This window comes from Caballeronia sp. S22, assembly GCF_964261745.1.
Taxonomy (GTDB): domain Bacteria; phylum Pseudomonadota; class Gammaproteobacteria; order Burkholderiales; family Burkholderiaceae; genus Caballeronia; species Caballeronia jiangsuensis.
This window is the reverse complement of the sequence record NZ_OZ180036.1, coordinates 37436-51246: the sequence shown is the minus strand read 5'-3', so window position 1 is coordinate 51246 and position 13811 is coordinate 37436. Positions and strand designations below refer to the sequence as shown.

Genomic DNA, 13811 nt, shown 5'->3' with positions numbered 1-13811 from the left:
GTGCGTTCGGTGCACGCCTTTGAGAGCGCAAACCAACAACTGCGCTAGATGACCCAGTGCCTAAGGCTTCTCGACACATCTTTGGGTACCGTCGTATAGAAGACAGCTCACAGCTACATCATCCTTCCGCGCCCCGACCACCGGCGCCAACTCAAATGAGCGTTCGATAAATATACTGGCACCTAAATGCGAACGCAAGTCGCATTCTTATTAGGTATAACCCTGGCGAGCGCTTCGGTCGCACGTGGTCATTTGTTGTTCGACCGGCTGCGTGGCATAGGAAACAGCCCGTGGCAAGCGAACCTGGCCCGCGGCCTTTTGGTTCGATGGCGCACCAGCCAATAGGGCGAAGATTGGCGTTGTTTGAACCCCAATTTCACGGGCCGTCACTGCCCCTCCCTGACGACGGCCACCTCGGCGCAGATCGCGCACTTGAAACGGATCGACGCGCCGACACACGCCAGAGAAGAGCCTCACACAGTCACCGGTGCGCTCGTGCTGGTTCGCCTGGCCCGAAACAGGCGAGACCCGATACGCAGTTAGCGACACGGGATGAGAGTTTCGATGAATGAAGCGAGAAGCGATTGCAGCCGTGCTCTAGTCACTGAGCGGCAACGGTATGCCGCAATCATTGCTGATGAGAACTCGCCCAGTGCGCCCGGTTGAGCACCCGCTAGGCGGACAATGCCTGCGTTATACTAACCCTCGTACCTTGCCCTTGTGCCGTGGCAATTCCCTATCCTGACAAAAAAGCCGCCAGTCTTCGACAATGCAAGCCATGCCCCCCGACATTCTCAGCTTTGAGGACTCTCCGCACGTGCTTCGTCCGCTGCAGCGCCGGAGCCGTGAAGCGCTGGCCAAGATTATTTCCGCTGCAGAACTGGTCCTGCGAACCGACGGCATAGACGGGTTCTCAATCGCTGCCGTGGCGGAGAAAGCGGGTTTGCCAGTGGGCAATATCTATCGTCGATTTCGCGCCAAGGAAGACATTCTGGCCGTCATCAAGCAGGAGGTGACCGACCGGATCGAGCAGGCCGCCATCAAAAGATTGCAAGAGGAACAGTTCACCGATATTCGGAGCCTTGTTGTCGCTCTGGTAGACGTATTGGTGAAGAGCTTTTGTCGCAATGAAGCACTGCACAAGGTGCTGTTCGATCGCCGGGTAAAGGACCCTGCGCTCAGTCAAATAGGTTCTCTCGGCCGTCGGCATATTTACCTGCAGTATCGTGCGGTCCTTACCTCGGTTCTGCCGCCACTGAAGACCGCTCGCACCGAGTTGATTGCTACCTTTTCGTTTCAGATCATTGCTTCAGCGGTTGTCGGGAAAGCAAGTGGTAACGACGGAGCGCTCGTGTCGATGCCTTGGAAAACCCTTGCCGCCGAGACTTCGGCCGCCGCCATTGCATATTTAGAAGCCGCGATTTGAACATCCCCCGCCCGTCCGGTGCGCCGCTGACCGGTGCATATGACTGTTTTGTCCGCACGACGGCGATGAGCACGATTTGCTGCTCGATGCCTGTTGCACGGGTGACACTATCAAGACTTTGTGCACTCATCCGTCGCCCAGATGACCCTTCCTTCTCACGCGCATAGCCAGTGGCATCCAGACCCTAGCGATCTTTGGGCTGTAGTCCGATTTCCTGCCCCATTCGAACGGACTCGGTAGCGAATGCGGGCGTTTACGTAGGGTTAGACCTAACAGAACGCAACTTGCGTTCACGTTCACGTACACTTATATTGATCGAACGATCACTAACGAACGCACAACTATGACAGCCGGCTAACGCATCGGCTTTTGTCGGACCTTTCCTGCATGACTATCGTCGTCTCGAGACTAGAGGTGGAAAGAGGGTACGTGTCTCGAAGGGATCGGTCCAGTGGCTGATGTTTTATGGCAAGAAGTCGTCGCCAACGCGCGGTTGACATCGCTCCTTTTCGGATTCGACGCGCCAAGCGGCTCGACGTTTGTTGAGCATCGAGTTGCTGTCGGCGAGCGCATCTCCGGGCGTAGCCAGATCAACCGTCACACGATTTTTCAAAACAAATACATAGTACACCTTATTTAAAAGGAGACAGGAATGCACCGTTGCACTGCCATCGATCGAGTCCGTAACGCAAGGCCTCGGCTGCGACGTCCATCGAGACGCCTCGTAGCCGCCCACCTTCTAACTGGCCTAGCTGCAATGGTGCCGCTAACAGGGCATACCCAGTCAAGCATCACGCTTTACGGGCAGGTTGATACGGGGATCAACTATCGAACCTCTGCGGGTGCGGACCCCGCTACTGGTAAGGCAGCTAGTGCAGTTTCGTTGGTATCGGGTAATGAATTCACAAGTCGATGGGGCATGTACGGAGTCGAGGATATCGGGGCTGGGACGAAAATCACTTTCAGACTTGAGAGTGGCTTCAATGCAGCGACCGGTTCAGGCAACTTCGCACTCCCCTTTCCCAACGATACCAACTCATTGTTTGATCGAAGCGCAAACGTCGGGGTGGTAAGCCCAGTCGGGACTGTTCTGTTTGGTCGAGTTTGGTCCCCACTCTACGACGCTATGATGACTTCCGATGCAACCGGATTCTCTAACTTTGCATCGTTGTCGTCGGCGATGCTGCAGAACTCCTCGAACCTGAACCCGAAGCTGGGGCTTCCTGGAGCAGCCGCCGGCGTCAACAGTGCCGTCAACGGCGGCTTGATGTACTTGTGGGTGAACAATGCAATCAAAGTGAGTATCCCAGCAAATACCTATGGGTTCAGTGGGAGCGCCCTGTACTCGTTCGGCGGGACAGCAGGTGATGTACAGAATAAGTCGACGTGGTCGGCAAACCTCAACTGGACAAACGGAACACTCGGACTGGTCTCGGGCTATTTCAGCGCAAAGGACCCGACGGGCTTGACGGACAACACCTGGCTGCAGGCCTTTACAGTTGGCGCAACCTACGTAATTGGTTCAACGAGGACGGGCCTCAACTACACCAAATTCCGCAATCCCACGACCGGCGCGAACCAGAACTGGTACTACGTCTCCGAGAGCTGGTACGTCACGCCCGCGTTTGCGTTATCGGGTGACTGGATGCACGTGCAGGATCTGCGTAAAAGCAGTGCGGGCGGGGATATCTACAAGGTGGGGATGAACTACTTCCTGTCGAAGAGTTCAACCCTCTATGCAGACGTTGGATATGCAAACAACAAATCGCAAGGCATTCTTGGAGCCGGCATAAACAGCAGCCCGCTTACCAATCCAGCAACGATTGGCCACAACCAGCTGGCCATCGGTGCGGGCCTGCGAAAGTGGTTCTGACGCGAGTGGTCTGGAATTCAGGCGTGGAACCGCATACCACCCCAACCAGCTAGACGACGATCGCGGGTCGTCACTTAAGGAACGACAAACCATGAGGCGTTACCGAGTTAATACGACCTGGCATTTTCCCTGGTAGATTATCAAACGATAATTTAAATAGGATCGCGGGGCGGCATGTTGTTGTCCACCTGCGAGCCGAACACGACTCTTCGTCACGACGAAGTGCTGACAATGGAGGAGACGATGGAAATTTCGCCAACGGGCCGCGCAGGCGGGCTTCACCAGTTGATTGATTCACAGAAGTTCAGATGGTTTCACGCAAAAGTTGCCATTCTCTGCTTCTTGATTGTCGTGCTTGACGGTTTCGATACAACGTTGATTGGCTTCGTCGCTCCTTCCATTGCCAATCACTGGCATGTGTCCCGCCGTGACCTCGGCCCCCTGGTCAGCGCTGCCCTGATGGGTGTCGCGATCGGTGCTCTGTTAAGCGGTCCACTAGCGGACCGGTATGGCCGGAAGGTGGTCCTTATCATCGGCGTGGCATGGTTTGGCGTTCTCACGCTTGTCTCTCCGCTTGCCCCAGACGTGACATGGCTCGCTGCACTTCGGCTAGTCACTGGGCTGGGATTGGGCGCCACAATCTCGAACGCATCCACCCTGGCGGCCGAATATGCGCCGGCTCGAAACCGATCCGCAACCGTTACATCCGTATTGTGTGGCTTCACCCTCGGTTCGGCGGCAGGTGGCTTTGCGGCCGCCATGCTGATGAAGCATTGGGGATGGCCGAGCGTCTTTTATGTATGCGGCGCGCTCTCCCTCCTGCTCGTACCGGTGCTGGTACTCGCCCTGCCCGAGTCCATTCACTTCATGGTTATCCGGAGACGGTCGCCCGCCAAGATTGAACGGCTCCTGCAACGCGTCGCAGGTAATGAATTGCCGTATGCGGAAGCCGTCGCCCGAGAAACATCGGCACGCGTCAGTGCACCGATTCCACGTACCACGGCACCGTCGAAGCTGTTCGGCTTATCAAGCGTCATGCTGTGGCTTGCATTCTTCTGCGTATCTCTTTCCGGTTACATCCTGCTAGGGTGGTTGCCGATGCTCTTGTCCGATGCGGGCTTCTCTCCCCAGCACGGCGCCGTGATTCTGGGCATCTTCCAGACTGCCGGCGTGATAGGAGTGCTTTCACTCGGTTGGCTCATGGATCGCTGGAACCCACATCTAGCGCTCGCCGGTGCCTTCGTTTTTGGCGCGATCGCGTTTTTCTCTCTAGGTGCCGCAGTTCATGACGCAGTGTTTCTGGGTATTTTGACAGCTGCTACCGGCTTTTTTATCGGCGGGTCCGGATCGGGCATTTTCGCACTGGCGGCTTTAACTTATCCCACCGACGTCAGAGCAACTGGAACCAGTTGGATGAGCGCATGCGGTCGTCTGGGCGGAATCCTGAGCGGCTTTGTGGGCGCCTATCTGCTCAGTCGCGGATGGACTTTGACACAGGTCGCGATGCTGATGTGCTTACCTGTTCTGGTTTCGTGTGCAGCAATCGTCATCAAATGGGTTCGCTTGAAGCATCCGCGAAGCGCCGTCTCCACGCGCGTCGATGGAATAGACAAACAGATGTCTTGAACACCCGGCTTGCGCAGATCCATCGGGCACCGATCCTCAATCACTAGGCATTTTCATCGTCCATCTTTCTGACGGGATGGACGTCCTCCATGGAGCACCAAATGACAGAACCAAATAAACTTCAACCAGAACAGATGGTCATCGAGTGGGATGTGCCCATCGCGATGGACGACGGAGTAGTGCTTCGAGCGGACATTTTCCGCCCCGCCGGCCCTGGACAGTACCCTGCGATTCTCAGCTACGGCCCGTACGGAAAAGGCCTGTCGTTCCAGGACGGTTACTCCACTGCGTGGAAGATCCTCGAGGATCGGTTTCCGGACGCAGTCCAGGGGTCCTCGAACCAGTACCAGAACTGGGAGGTGGTGGATCCGGAAAAGTGGGTGCCGGACGGCTACGTATGTGTGCGCGTTGATTCCCGCGGCGCGGGCCGATCCGAAGGCGTCATTGACTGCGCTTCGCCGCGCGAGACGCAGGACCTCTACGACTGCATCGAGTGGGCGGCCAAACAGGAATGGTGCACCGGCAAGATCGGTCTGAACGGCGTATCTTATTTCGCCGCGAACCAGTGGCGCGTCGCTGCACTGCAGCCGCCGAGCCTCGCTGCAATCTGCATCTGGGAGGGGTATTCCGATCGTTATCGTGACCTGACGTATCACGGTGGAATCCGGTCAACCTTCCCGCGTGACTGGGCTGAAATGCAAGTTCAGACGGTCCAGCATGGACGCGGTGAAAAGGGTCCACGCAGTCGCCTCACGGGGGCTCTCGTTTGCGGCGATGAGACTCTCAGCGACGAAGAGCTTGCCAAACGCCGTGTCAGCGACTGGAAAAGTATCGTCGAAAATCCGCTGGACGGATTCAGCTATCGCGAGCGGTCGCCGGACTTTTCGAAGATCAAGGTGCCCTTGCTGTCCGCAGGGAACTGGGGAGGACACGGCCTGCATCTGAGAGGGAACATCGAGGGCTTTGTGCGTAGCGCTTCGGAGGACAAGTGGCTTGAACTCCACGACGGCGAGCACTGGGCCGAGTTTTACACGGACTACGGCGTACAACTCCAGAAAGGCTTCCTCAACTACTACCTGAAGGGCGAATCCAACGGATGGACCTCGCGTCCGCGCGTGCAGTATCGGCTTCGAGATGTTCACGGCAAGTTTGAAGATCGCACGGATTCGGCTTGGCCGCTTTCGAATACCGTCTGGAACCGGCTTTACCTCGACCTTGTCAACAAGCAACTGTCGGCCACCGCAAGTGAAGCCGACGTTGCGAGTCCGTTCGACGCAATGGGAGATGGTATTGATTTCCTCACCGCCCCACTCCCTGAGCCCCTAGAAATTGCGGGGCCGCTCGCCGCCAAGCTCTTTGTCTCGTCGTCTACGGATGACGCTGACCTCTTCCTCGTGGCACGCGTTTTCGCACCGGATGGGAAGGAGGTTCTGTTTCGTGGTGCGCTGGATCCGAACGCGCCGCTTGCACAGGGCTGGTTGCGAGTGTCGCACCGCAAGACGGACCCAGCGCTCAGCGAGCCGTACCGGCCATATCACACGCACGATACCCATGAGCCATTGGTTCCTGGCTTGCCAGTCGAGGTTGATGTGGAGATTTGGCCGACGTCGATTGCAATCCCGGCAGGCTACCGGCTGGGCCTCTCGGTTCGCGGGCGTGACTACGAACATAACCTGGATGTCGCACGACTGTCGAACATGAAGTTCCCGATGCGCGGATGCGGACCCTTCATTCATAACGATGAACAGGATCGACCCGCGGCTACTTTTGCGGGAACGACCACCCTTCACGCCAGCAAAACTCAGAAACCGTTCCTACTGATTCCGACTTTGGCAAAGTCGCGTTAAGGTGAAAATACGTGAGGATGCCCGGGAGCTTCGGGAAACGAGCATCCTCACGGCTGGCGTTCGCCCAGGATTGACCAACGGCATGACGGCGCTGTAACCGCTCATGCCCCACGCCCGGACAGCGATCGCGCTCCGCGTGGACTCAAAGGCGCTACTGGGAGTACCATCTCAGGCTGCTGCGGCGGCGCACCCTTGCCGCCCGCGATCCAAACGACCGGCATCAAGTTTGACGGCATACTCGATCGCAATCATTGTGCTAAGCAAGCTCGGTCAAGCTGCCAGCCTAGCGACTGCGACCCGGCCAAGTACGCTGTCGGTGGCGAACGCGATTCTGTCTATTCTTCATGTCTTCATGAGGACAGCGGGCAGCGCTCACGCCGGGTGTCGGAGAGTTCAGCTTTCTCGCCGGCATCACAGTCCCGCGAGCGTTAAGAGCCGCGTAGGCCGCGCTCACCAACGAGATCATTGGTCAATTGGAGACCAGTTCGCTCGCCAGCACGATCATCCGCTTGACCTCACCGGCATGGCAAGGCGTCTCTCAGCGCGGACATGTAAGAAGCCCGTGCGAGGCACACGCCAAATTCACATGACCGGAGCTCGACGTGCCGTTATCAGCCTAAGAGCGGGCGACCCGCACGGTAGAATTCAACCGTTTGGCATACCGCGACGGATACGCGACGACAGAACTGGCCAGCCACGTGCACGAGTATTGACCACGTATTACAGTGTCGCCAAGTAGCAATATCGAGCGCTCTGAATCTGGCCACGACTTAAGAAATCCTCGGCTGGTTCCGTTATCCTTCGTAGATTAACCCCGAGAATTCAAGATTTGAATAAGGCGGCAATGATGTCCAACGCAACCGCGGCTAATCTTATGCATCCCGCGTCGCCCGAGCGCGGTACCCGACACAGGGACGCTTTGCGTTTGCTATTCATCTTGGCTGGAGGGAGCCAGGCTTTAGAAAAGCCAACCGAGGACGAGGCTACGCATCTTTTCCAAAGTGAGAAACGGTTAATGGCAATCGACTTCCTGGTCCGCTATCCCGATTATCTCGCCGATGCGCTGCTGGATCTCTATGAGGCCGACCACGATACGAGCTTGCTTGACGAGGTGGACCGTATCTTCGCCAATGAGGAACCTTCAGTACGGGTCATCAGCATGGTGCGCTGGCACTTCGGCGCTTACCAGAAGATTGAAACCGCGCTCTCCACCCTACACGCCTTTGGGCTGGTACGCCCCATGAAACTGGTGAAAGACGGAGAAAACCGGCGGTACGACTACCACCTTTATCCGAAGGCTTTTTCATTTCTCGATACGGCCATGACTGAAGTTCCCGACCTTCAGTGGTACAGGGATCGGGTTCGTTTGGCGATGAAAGTGGCTGCTGCCAAGAGTGGCTCCAAGCTGAAGGGCTGGCAGTACGAACACGAGGAATACAGCAACACGCCGCAGGGTTCTGTCATACCGAGTATTGCAAATAAGGTAAAAGCAAGACTGGATGGGCTGACGAGGGAACTAGCATGAGCACACAAGGACCAAACGCGAAGTTGACCAGCGAGAGCGAGTGGCTGGACGACATCGCCACTGCTTCGCAAACGGACAGATCGGCCGTCGAGGACACCCTGCGACGGCACGGTATCAGGGCACAAGCGACGGCGCCACGCGCCCGGAAGGTTGCGTTTACCTCCATTTCATTTTCGGGGGTGAAAGAGGAAGTCACCGGACGCAGTCCATTCCACTTCGACTGGCAGGACCTGGGAACCGGCCTCTGGGCAGTAATGTCGGAAGTCAATAGTCGCGGCAAATCCTCCGTGCTGAACATCTTGAAGGCTGCACTGCAAGGTGAATTTCCGAACGATATCAAGCCGGACGTATGGCGTTGGCTGTCCAGGATAGTTGTCGATTTGCGCGTCGATCAAATCGAATACCAGATCTCAGTGGAAAAGGAGAGCGGGAACCAGAGCTCGAGCGGGACAGCAAGGCTGTCCAGGCGTTCAGATACCGAATGGACGGTCCTCTACGATGGCCTCCTCTCTGGGCTAAAAGGTCATGTGGAAACGCTTTTCATGGAAGAGCTCGGCTTCGCCAAGTTACATGCAGTTAATGAAGCCGGCACGCCTTACGAGCATAGCTGGCCAGCCGTTGCCGGCGCACTCTCCATCGGCGGCAACGCCGAAAGCAAGGCGCTTTTCGGGGAATTGCTTATAGACGGGCTTCCGCTCCGGCTATTGCAGCTTTTTATCGGAATGCCTTGGGTCTCCACCCTTACCGCGATTACGGCCGCAAAGAAAATCTTGGCGCCTGCAGCACGACCTGCGAGCGACCCACTTGCTGGCGTGCGTGCCAGTCTGCGGAGGGTCGAAGAGGATCTAGCCTCCATCGGTGGCAAATCGTCGTCGGCAGCGGAGCGAGCTGATCTCCGTCGACGCACGTCCTCGCTCGATGCGCAGCTTGCCGAAAAGCTTTCCGAGATAGGCGTCGCGCGTCAAACATTACAGCAGTTGCTCGAGCATCACGATCGAATCCGCACCGAAAAACTGACCCAGGCGCGACTCGTGCAGGAACTCAAGGACGAGCGCGATGCCAGTTATGTTTTCCGAAACCTTCGCCCGGAGCGCTGCCCAGCGTGCGAAGCAGATTTTCACGTGCATCTTGCGCCCCCGAACGACGAGCATTGCCTCCTTTGCAAATCTGCCCTCCCCTTTACGGAGGATGAACAACAGGATGCTCGCTTGCAAGAGGCGGAAAAGGATCTAAAGGACATCAGCAGTGCCTTCAGGCTCGTCGCCACCGACGTCGCTGCGGCACGCGACCATCTGAAGGAACTCGATACGACGCGCGACGCGCTCGTTTCCGAACTGGATGCTGCTCAAATCACGCTGAGCGAGAAAAGCGACGACGTGGAACTTCGCTTCGCCGAGCTTGACGCCACTGCGCGAACACTGAAAGCGCTGCTAGGTGACTCCTCGGACGCTCCAAGTCCTCTGGATTTGCGGGACAAAGTCGTTCTCGACGCAGCAGAGAAAAGGACCCGGGCCGTAATAGATGGACTACAAACGGAAATTCTCCGCGACGTGGGCGACGCCATCGAGCGCCTATCGACCAGATTCGGTGTCAGAAATTTGACCCAAGCCACTTTGAACAGCCAAGGGCACCTCAAGCTGATCCAGGGAGCAGCAGACACTAGCTTCTCAAGGCTGACAAAGGGTGAGCGGTTGCGAGTCAAGATCGCGGCTGCCCTTGCCGCCGTCGAGGTCGCTCGGGCACGGGGCTTAGGAAGGCATCCGGGGCTTCTGCTCCTTGACTCACCAGGAGCGGAGGAGGTCATCGACGCCGACTTCCACGAGATGCTTGCTAACGTGTCACGAGTGGCACACGAGATGGGGGGTGTCCAAGTGTTTATCGGCACCATCTATCGGCCAGAGTTGGACGACGTTGTGCCCCTCTCCCATCGGCGACATGCTAGAGGCGAAGCATCGCTGTTCTAGGGCAGATCATGACCGACGCAGACTCGTTGCACGCCGCCAGTCGGCAAATGAATCGTATCCACTCGCTGGGTATGGACCGCGACGCCCTCCTCAAATTGGTGCGACAGGAGTCGCATGGCCCTCATGCTGCCACGCTCTTCTCCTGGTTCTATTCGCAAGCTGGGGAGGCGCTTGCAGACGACTCGGCGGTGGAGCTCGTCTCCGCAACGCGAGACCCCGCCGCTTTGGCGGAGATTGTCGAAATTGTCTCGAGACGGGATCCCAGCGAAACACTGCGACGACGCATGTGGAAGGCGTTCCTGGAACTGATTGACGATAGAGGGTTGAGCTACGGCGTACGAGCGCAAGCTCTTCACGGCGCTCTACTTATTGCGCAGCGCCAGAAAGGGCTGCTGCATCAACTGAAGGGTCGTCTCACAGACGTGGACGTCAGCGACGACCCTCATTTCCTTCGGCACGTCGCTAAGATACTTGGCGTGGTTTTGGCACACTCTCCAGAACCGGAATTCCGAGATAAGCTCATCGAACTTCTGGAAATGCCTGAGTCAAAGGACGAGGCCGCAATGGAGTTAGGCTTCGCCGCATTGGCAACGGGCTTCGACGCCACTACGCAAGAGTCAGCTGCGAAATCGTTCGAAACGGCATTGCATTGGTTCAGCATCGCGTCCGAGTCCAGTGAACATCGTGTCGACGCGGAACTCTACGTTCGCTGTGTTGGCATCCTTGTGAAGGTACAGCGGGAGGGTTTCACTGCAACTTCCACCACCGACATCGCTGGCTTGGCCGATGCTGCCTGGACGTATTGCGCTTACCTCGGAGCCGAAGACGATTCGCAACCATCCTGGTTGGGCGCGCAGTCGCGTGAGCGTTTGCACTGGACGTTGCTGGCGTCAAAACTCGGCACCCTTGAGAATCAGCTCAACAAAAAAGTGTGGCTGAATGCCGCTTTGGCCATCGAAAACGAACTGCTCGCCGTCTATCAAGCGAGTCGCTCCATCCTCCTCAAAGGTGGCGATACTGGGCTTGATCTGGTCATCCGTCCGCGATTAACTGCCTCGTTGCTCGCGCACAGAAGACATCTGGATGAGCTCGACCAGTGGATCGAGGAAAACGAGCACTCCGCCCTTCTGCCAGATGCAGAAGCTATGCGGCACGCAGTGGAACAAGCGCGAGAGAGCAGTGTTTTGCACCGCCCTTTCCCGGGTAGGAGTGAAGGCCGGACACTCCAAGCCATTTTTGATGCCGGCCAGGTTCCCTTAGACGCCAGGAAAGGTCTCGGAGCGTTGCTTCATTCAACCTTGCTCGATCTGTCGCTTGATGAGAATCCTGTGGTCGAGCAAATCGTCATGGGCATTCTCACCCAAATGGAGCGAAACACCGAATTCTCGACATTGCGTCATGCGCGGGCCCTCTTCACGGCAGTCTTTATCCTTTCTGTTTACTTCCTGTGCCATCGACATGAGACCGGTACAGCCAGCGATCCGGACGGAGCGTATCTTTTTATCCGACGACCGGATGAGCTGCCGCTTGAGAATGTTATTCAGCGAGATTATTTCCGGTTTTTAAGAATGTCTGGCATTCGGGACCACGTGAAAATGGAAGTTCGCGATCAAGGAGCTGGGCGTGCCGACGTGTACTTTTCTGCATCGGGTGTGAGCACCATCACCGAGGTGAAACGCACGATGACCGAGATGGATCACGATAGCCTACTGCGATCCTACGGTCTTCAAACCGCGGCTTACCAGACGACAAACGTGACGTTCGGTTTCCTTCTCGTGCTTGATTTGTGGGATCGCGGCGGAAGCCAGCCCCATCTGAAAGAGCAGATCTCATTGCAAAGCCGAACGCCACCGGGTCAGATAACGTCTTGCGATGTAGTGGTCATGCGCGTTCAAGGACAAAGAAAACATCCGCATAGCCTTCGTTGATCTGAACGCTGCGGTTGGGCAGTTTCGGCCGGCCACACTAGGTCGGCCAAGCAACCCCATCAAGCTCCTTACGAATACTTAAACCATATTGCGGCTCAATTTGTGTGGCAAACGCGGCCAGACCGTCGTGAATCGACATTGCGAAAACAATACCTTGTCAACGGAATCGCCGTGCACGGCCGGTCGACCGAATACTGTGGCGGGACTTTGAACGGCCCTTCCACCCGCGCCCGGCCGTTGATAGCTTACGCCTCGATGAACGGCAACCGAGAGGCTGGCAACGACTCTAGACAAAATTGGGCTCTTTTGAAAACGGAGTGGGTAACGGCCTTCAGCGGGCATGTGAGTTGAATGCGGAAAGGTCGAGTTTGCCAGCGATAAGAAACAGCACCGTTCGCATGGTTGAGAAGCGCGTGTAGCCACGCGCCTTGCGCTTGGCGGCCTGAAACAAGCCGTTGATGGCTTCGATAAAGCCGTTGGTCTGTCGGGTCTGGGTCCACGCAACGATGCCGTCAAAGTGTCGGCGAATCAACCGTGCGACCTCCTTCATCGGTTCGACTTTCGAACGCATGACGTGGTGCACCACTGCCGCAACAATTCGGAGACGACATGAATTTGCTTGCGTTCGAGAATCTCGCGCAACTGCTCGCGATACGACCAGGCGCGGGCCGTTCGCTTGGTGGTGTACTGCTTGCGAAGCGCCTCGAGGTCCGTCAATTGCGCAAGGTTCAGCTTGTCGGCGTCCTTCAGCAGTGTCCAGCGCATCCCTTTAAGTTCTGGGTCGGCTTTCTGTTGTTGGCGCCGGACCGTATCAAGCGCCTTGGAGGCATGGGCGACGACGTGAAACTTGTCGAACGTCACTCGCGCATTGGGCAGATGTTCGCCGACGCCTTTGATGAAGGCGGGCGACATGTCGATGCTCACGGAGCTCACTTGCTCCGGCGTGCCGTGATGTTGGCTAAGGTAGGCCGCAAAGCTCTCAATCGTCTTCGCGTCACGGCCGGGCGTGACGAATACGACGCGCCGAGCCTGCATATCGGCGACCAGCGTCAGATACTCGTGGCCTCGCCGGTCCGAGGTTTCGTCGATGGCCACCGAGTTGACGTCCGACAGGTTCGCCGACGCCAGCGCGAGTTCCACATAGCGCGAGCAGATGGCATGCACCCGATGCCACGACAGATTGACGATGCCCGCCACTGCGGCAAACGGCATCTGCTGCGCCAGCATCAGCACCAGCGCCTCGAACAGCAACGTGAAACCGTCGAGCTGGCCGACCCATTCCGGCTCGACCAGCCGCACCGAACCATCGGGCAAGCGCACGCGCGGCACTCGCACTTCAAGATAGCACTCGTGCTGGAAGAAATTCAGGTGGCGCAACCGCTTGATTTGCGTGTCGTGCACTGGGTGCTCACCGGCGAGCCCGGGGTAGGCGAAGCGACTTCCTGCGACAAAGTCCACAGCAATCGTCAGCTGTCGTTTGGCCGTATCAAAGTCGACACCTTGCACGTACCACGGTGCCTTGATTCCCAGGGCGGCTTCAAAGAGTTGATTCGTCATTGTTCGCTTTGTCTTGCATGGCTGGTTGCCGCATTCTGCCGCAACCAGCCATGTCCCAGCTTGTC

The 13811-nt window shown here is 57.2% G+C and carries 7 protein-coding genes and 1 pseudogene; 7 read left to right on the top strand and 1 reads right to left on the bottom strand.

From position 1 onward, the window contains the following. The first annotated feature begins 778 nt into the window (after positions 1 to 778). The 7 genes from ACEN42_RS15340 to ACEN42_RS15310 all read left to right on the top strand — a co-directional run bounded on the left by ACEN42_RS15340 (position 779) and on the right by ACEN42_RS15310 (position 12189). Positions 779 to 1426 (top strand): TetR/AcrR family transcriptional regulator, encoded by a 648-nt coding sequence (locus tag ACEN42_RS15340; RefSeq protein WP_371881706.1) that lies wholly within the window; start codon positions 779 to 781, stop codon positions 1424 to 1426. 652 nt (positions 1427 to 2078) lie between these two features. Further along, the gene (locus tag ACEN42_RS15335) at positions 2079 to 3299 is read left to right on the top strand and encodes a porin (protein WP_371881705.1); all 1221 of its coding nucleotides are present in this window, start codon (positions 2079 to 2081) and stop codon (positions 3297 to 3299) included. A gap of 174 nt (positions 3300 to 3473) precedes the next feature. After that, positions 3474 to 4925: an MFS transporter gene (locus tag ACEN42_RS15330; protein ID WP_371881704.1), complete on the top strand. Its 1452-nt coding sequence runs from the start codon at positions 3474 to 3476 to the stop codon at positions 4923 to 4925. 101 nt (positions 4926 to 5026) lie between these two features. Next, positions 5027 to 6772 carry a CocE/NonD family hydrolase gene (locus ACEN42_RS15325; RefSeq protein WP_371881703.1) on the top strand — a complete coding sequence of 582 codons (1746 nt, stop codon included), beginning with the start codon at positions 5027 to 5029 and terminating at the stop codon, positions 6770 to 6772. 1015 nt (positions 6773 to 7787) lie between these two features. Continuing rightward, on the top strand, positions 7788 to 8297 hold the full coding sequence (locus ACEN42_RS15320; RefSeq protein ID WP_371881702.1) for a hypothetical protein: 510 nt from the start codon (positions 7788 to 7790) through the stop codon (positions 8295 to 8297). Next, positions 8294 to 10261, top strand: a complete 1968-nt coding sequence (locus ACEN42_RS15315) for a hypothetical protein (RefSeq protein WP_371881701.1) — start codon at positions 8294 to 8296, stop codon at positions 10259 to 10261. The genes ACEN42_RS15320 and ACEN42_RS15315 overlap by 4 nt, the downstream gene beginning before the upstream one ends. Before the next feature lie 8 nt (positions 10262 to 10269). Continuing rightward, positions 10270 to 12189 (top strand): hypothetical protein, encoded by a 1920-nt coding sequence (locus tag ACEN42_RS15310; RefSeq protein ID WP_371881700.1) that lies wholly within the window; start codon positions 10270 to 10272, stop codon positions 12187 to 12189. A gap of 331 nt (positions 12190 to 12520) precedes the next feature. On the opposite strand, the pseudogene ACEN42_RS15305 reads toward ACEN42_RS15310, so the two are convergent. Beyond that, positions 12521 to 13746 (bottom strand): annotated as a pseudogene (locus ACEN42_RS15305) (ISL3 family transposase). Positions 13747 to 13811: the final 65 nt, after the last annotated feature.

Bases quoted from the DNA above. Each gene is read 5' to 3' on its own strand.
- ACEN42_RS15340 (WP_371881706.1), top strand. From the start codon at position 779: ATGCCCCCCGACATTCTCAGCTTTGAGGACTCTCCGCACGTGCTTCGT.
- ACEN42_RS15335 (WP_371881705.1), top strand. From the start codon at position 2,079: ATGCACCGTTGCACTGCCATCGATCGAGTCCGTAACGCAAGGCCTCGG.
- ACEN42_RS15330 (WP_371881704.1), top strand. From the start codon at position 3,474: ATGTTGTTGTCCACCTGCGAGCCGAACACGACTCTTCGTCACGACGAA.
- ACEN42_RS15325 (WP_371881703.1), top strand. From the start codon at position 5,027: ATGACAGAACCAAATAAACTTCAACCAGAACAGATGGTCATCGAGTGG.
- ACEN42_RS15320 (WP_371881702.1), top strand. From the start codon at position 7,788: ATGGCAATCGACTTCCTGGTCCGCTATCCCGATTATCTCGCCGATGCG.
- ACEN42_RS15315 (WP_371881701.1), top strand. From the start codon at position 8,294: ATGAGCACACAAGGACCAAACGCGAAGTTGACCAGCGAGAGCGAGTGG.
- ACEN42_RS15310 (WP_371881700.1), top strand. From the start codon at position 10,270: ATGACCGACGCAGACTCGTTGCACGCCGCCAGTCGGCAAATGAATCGT.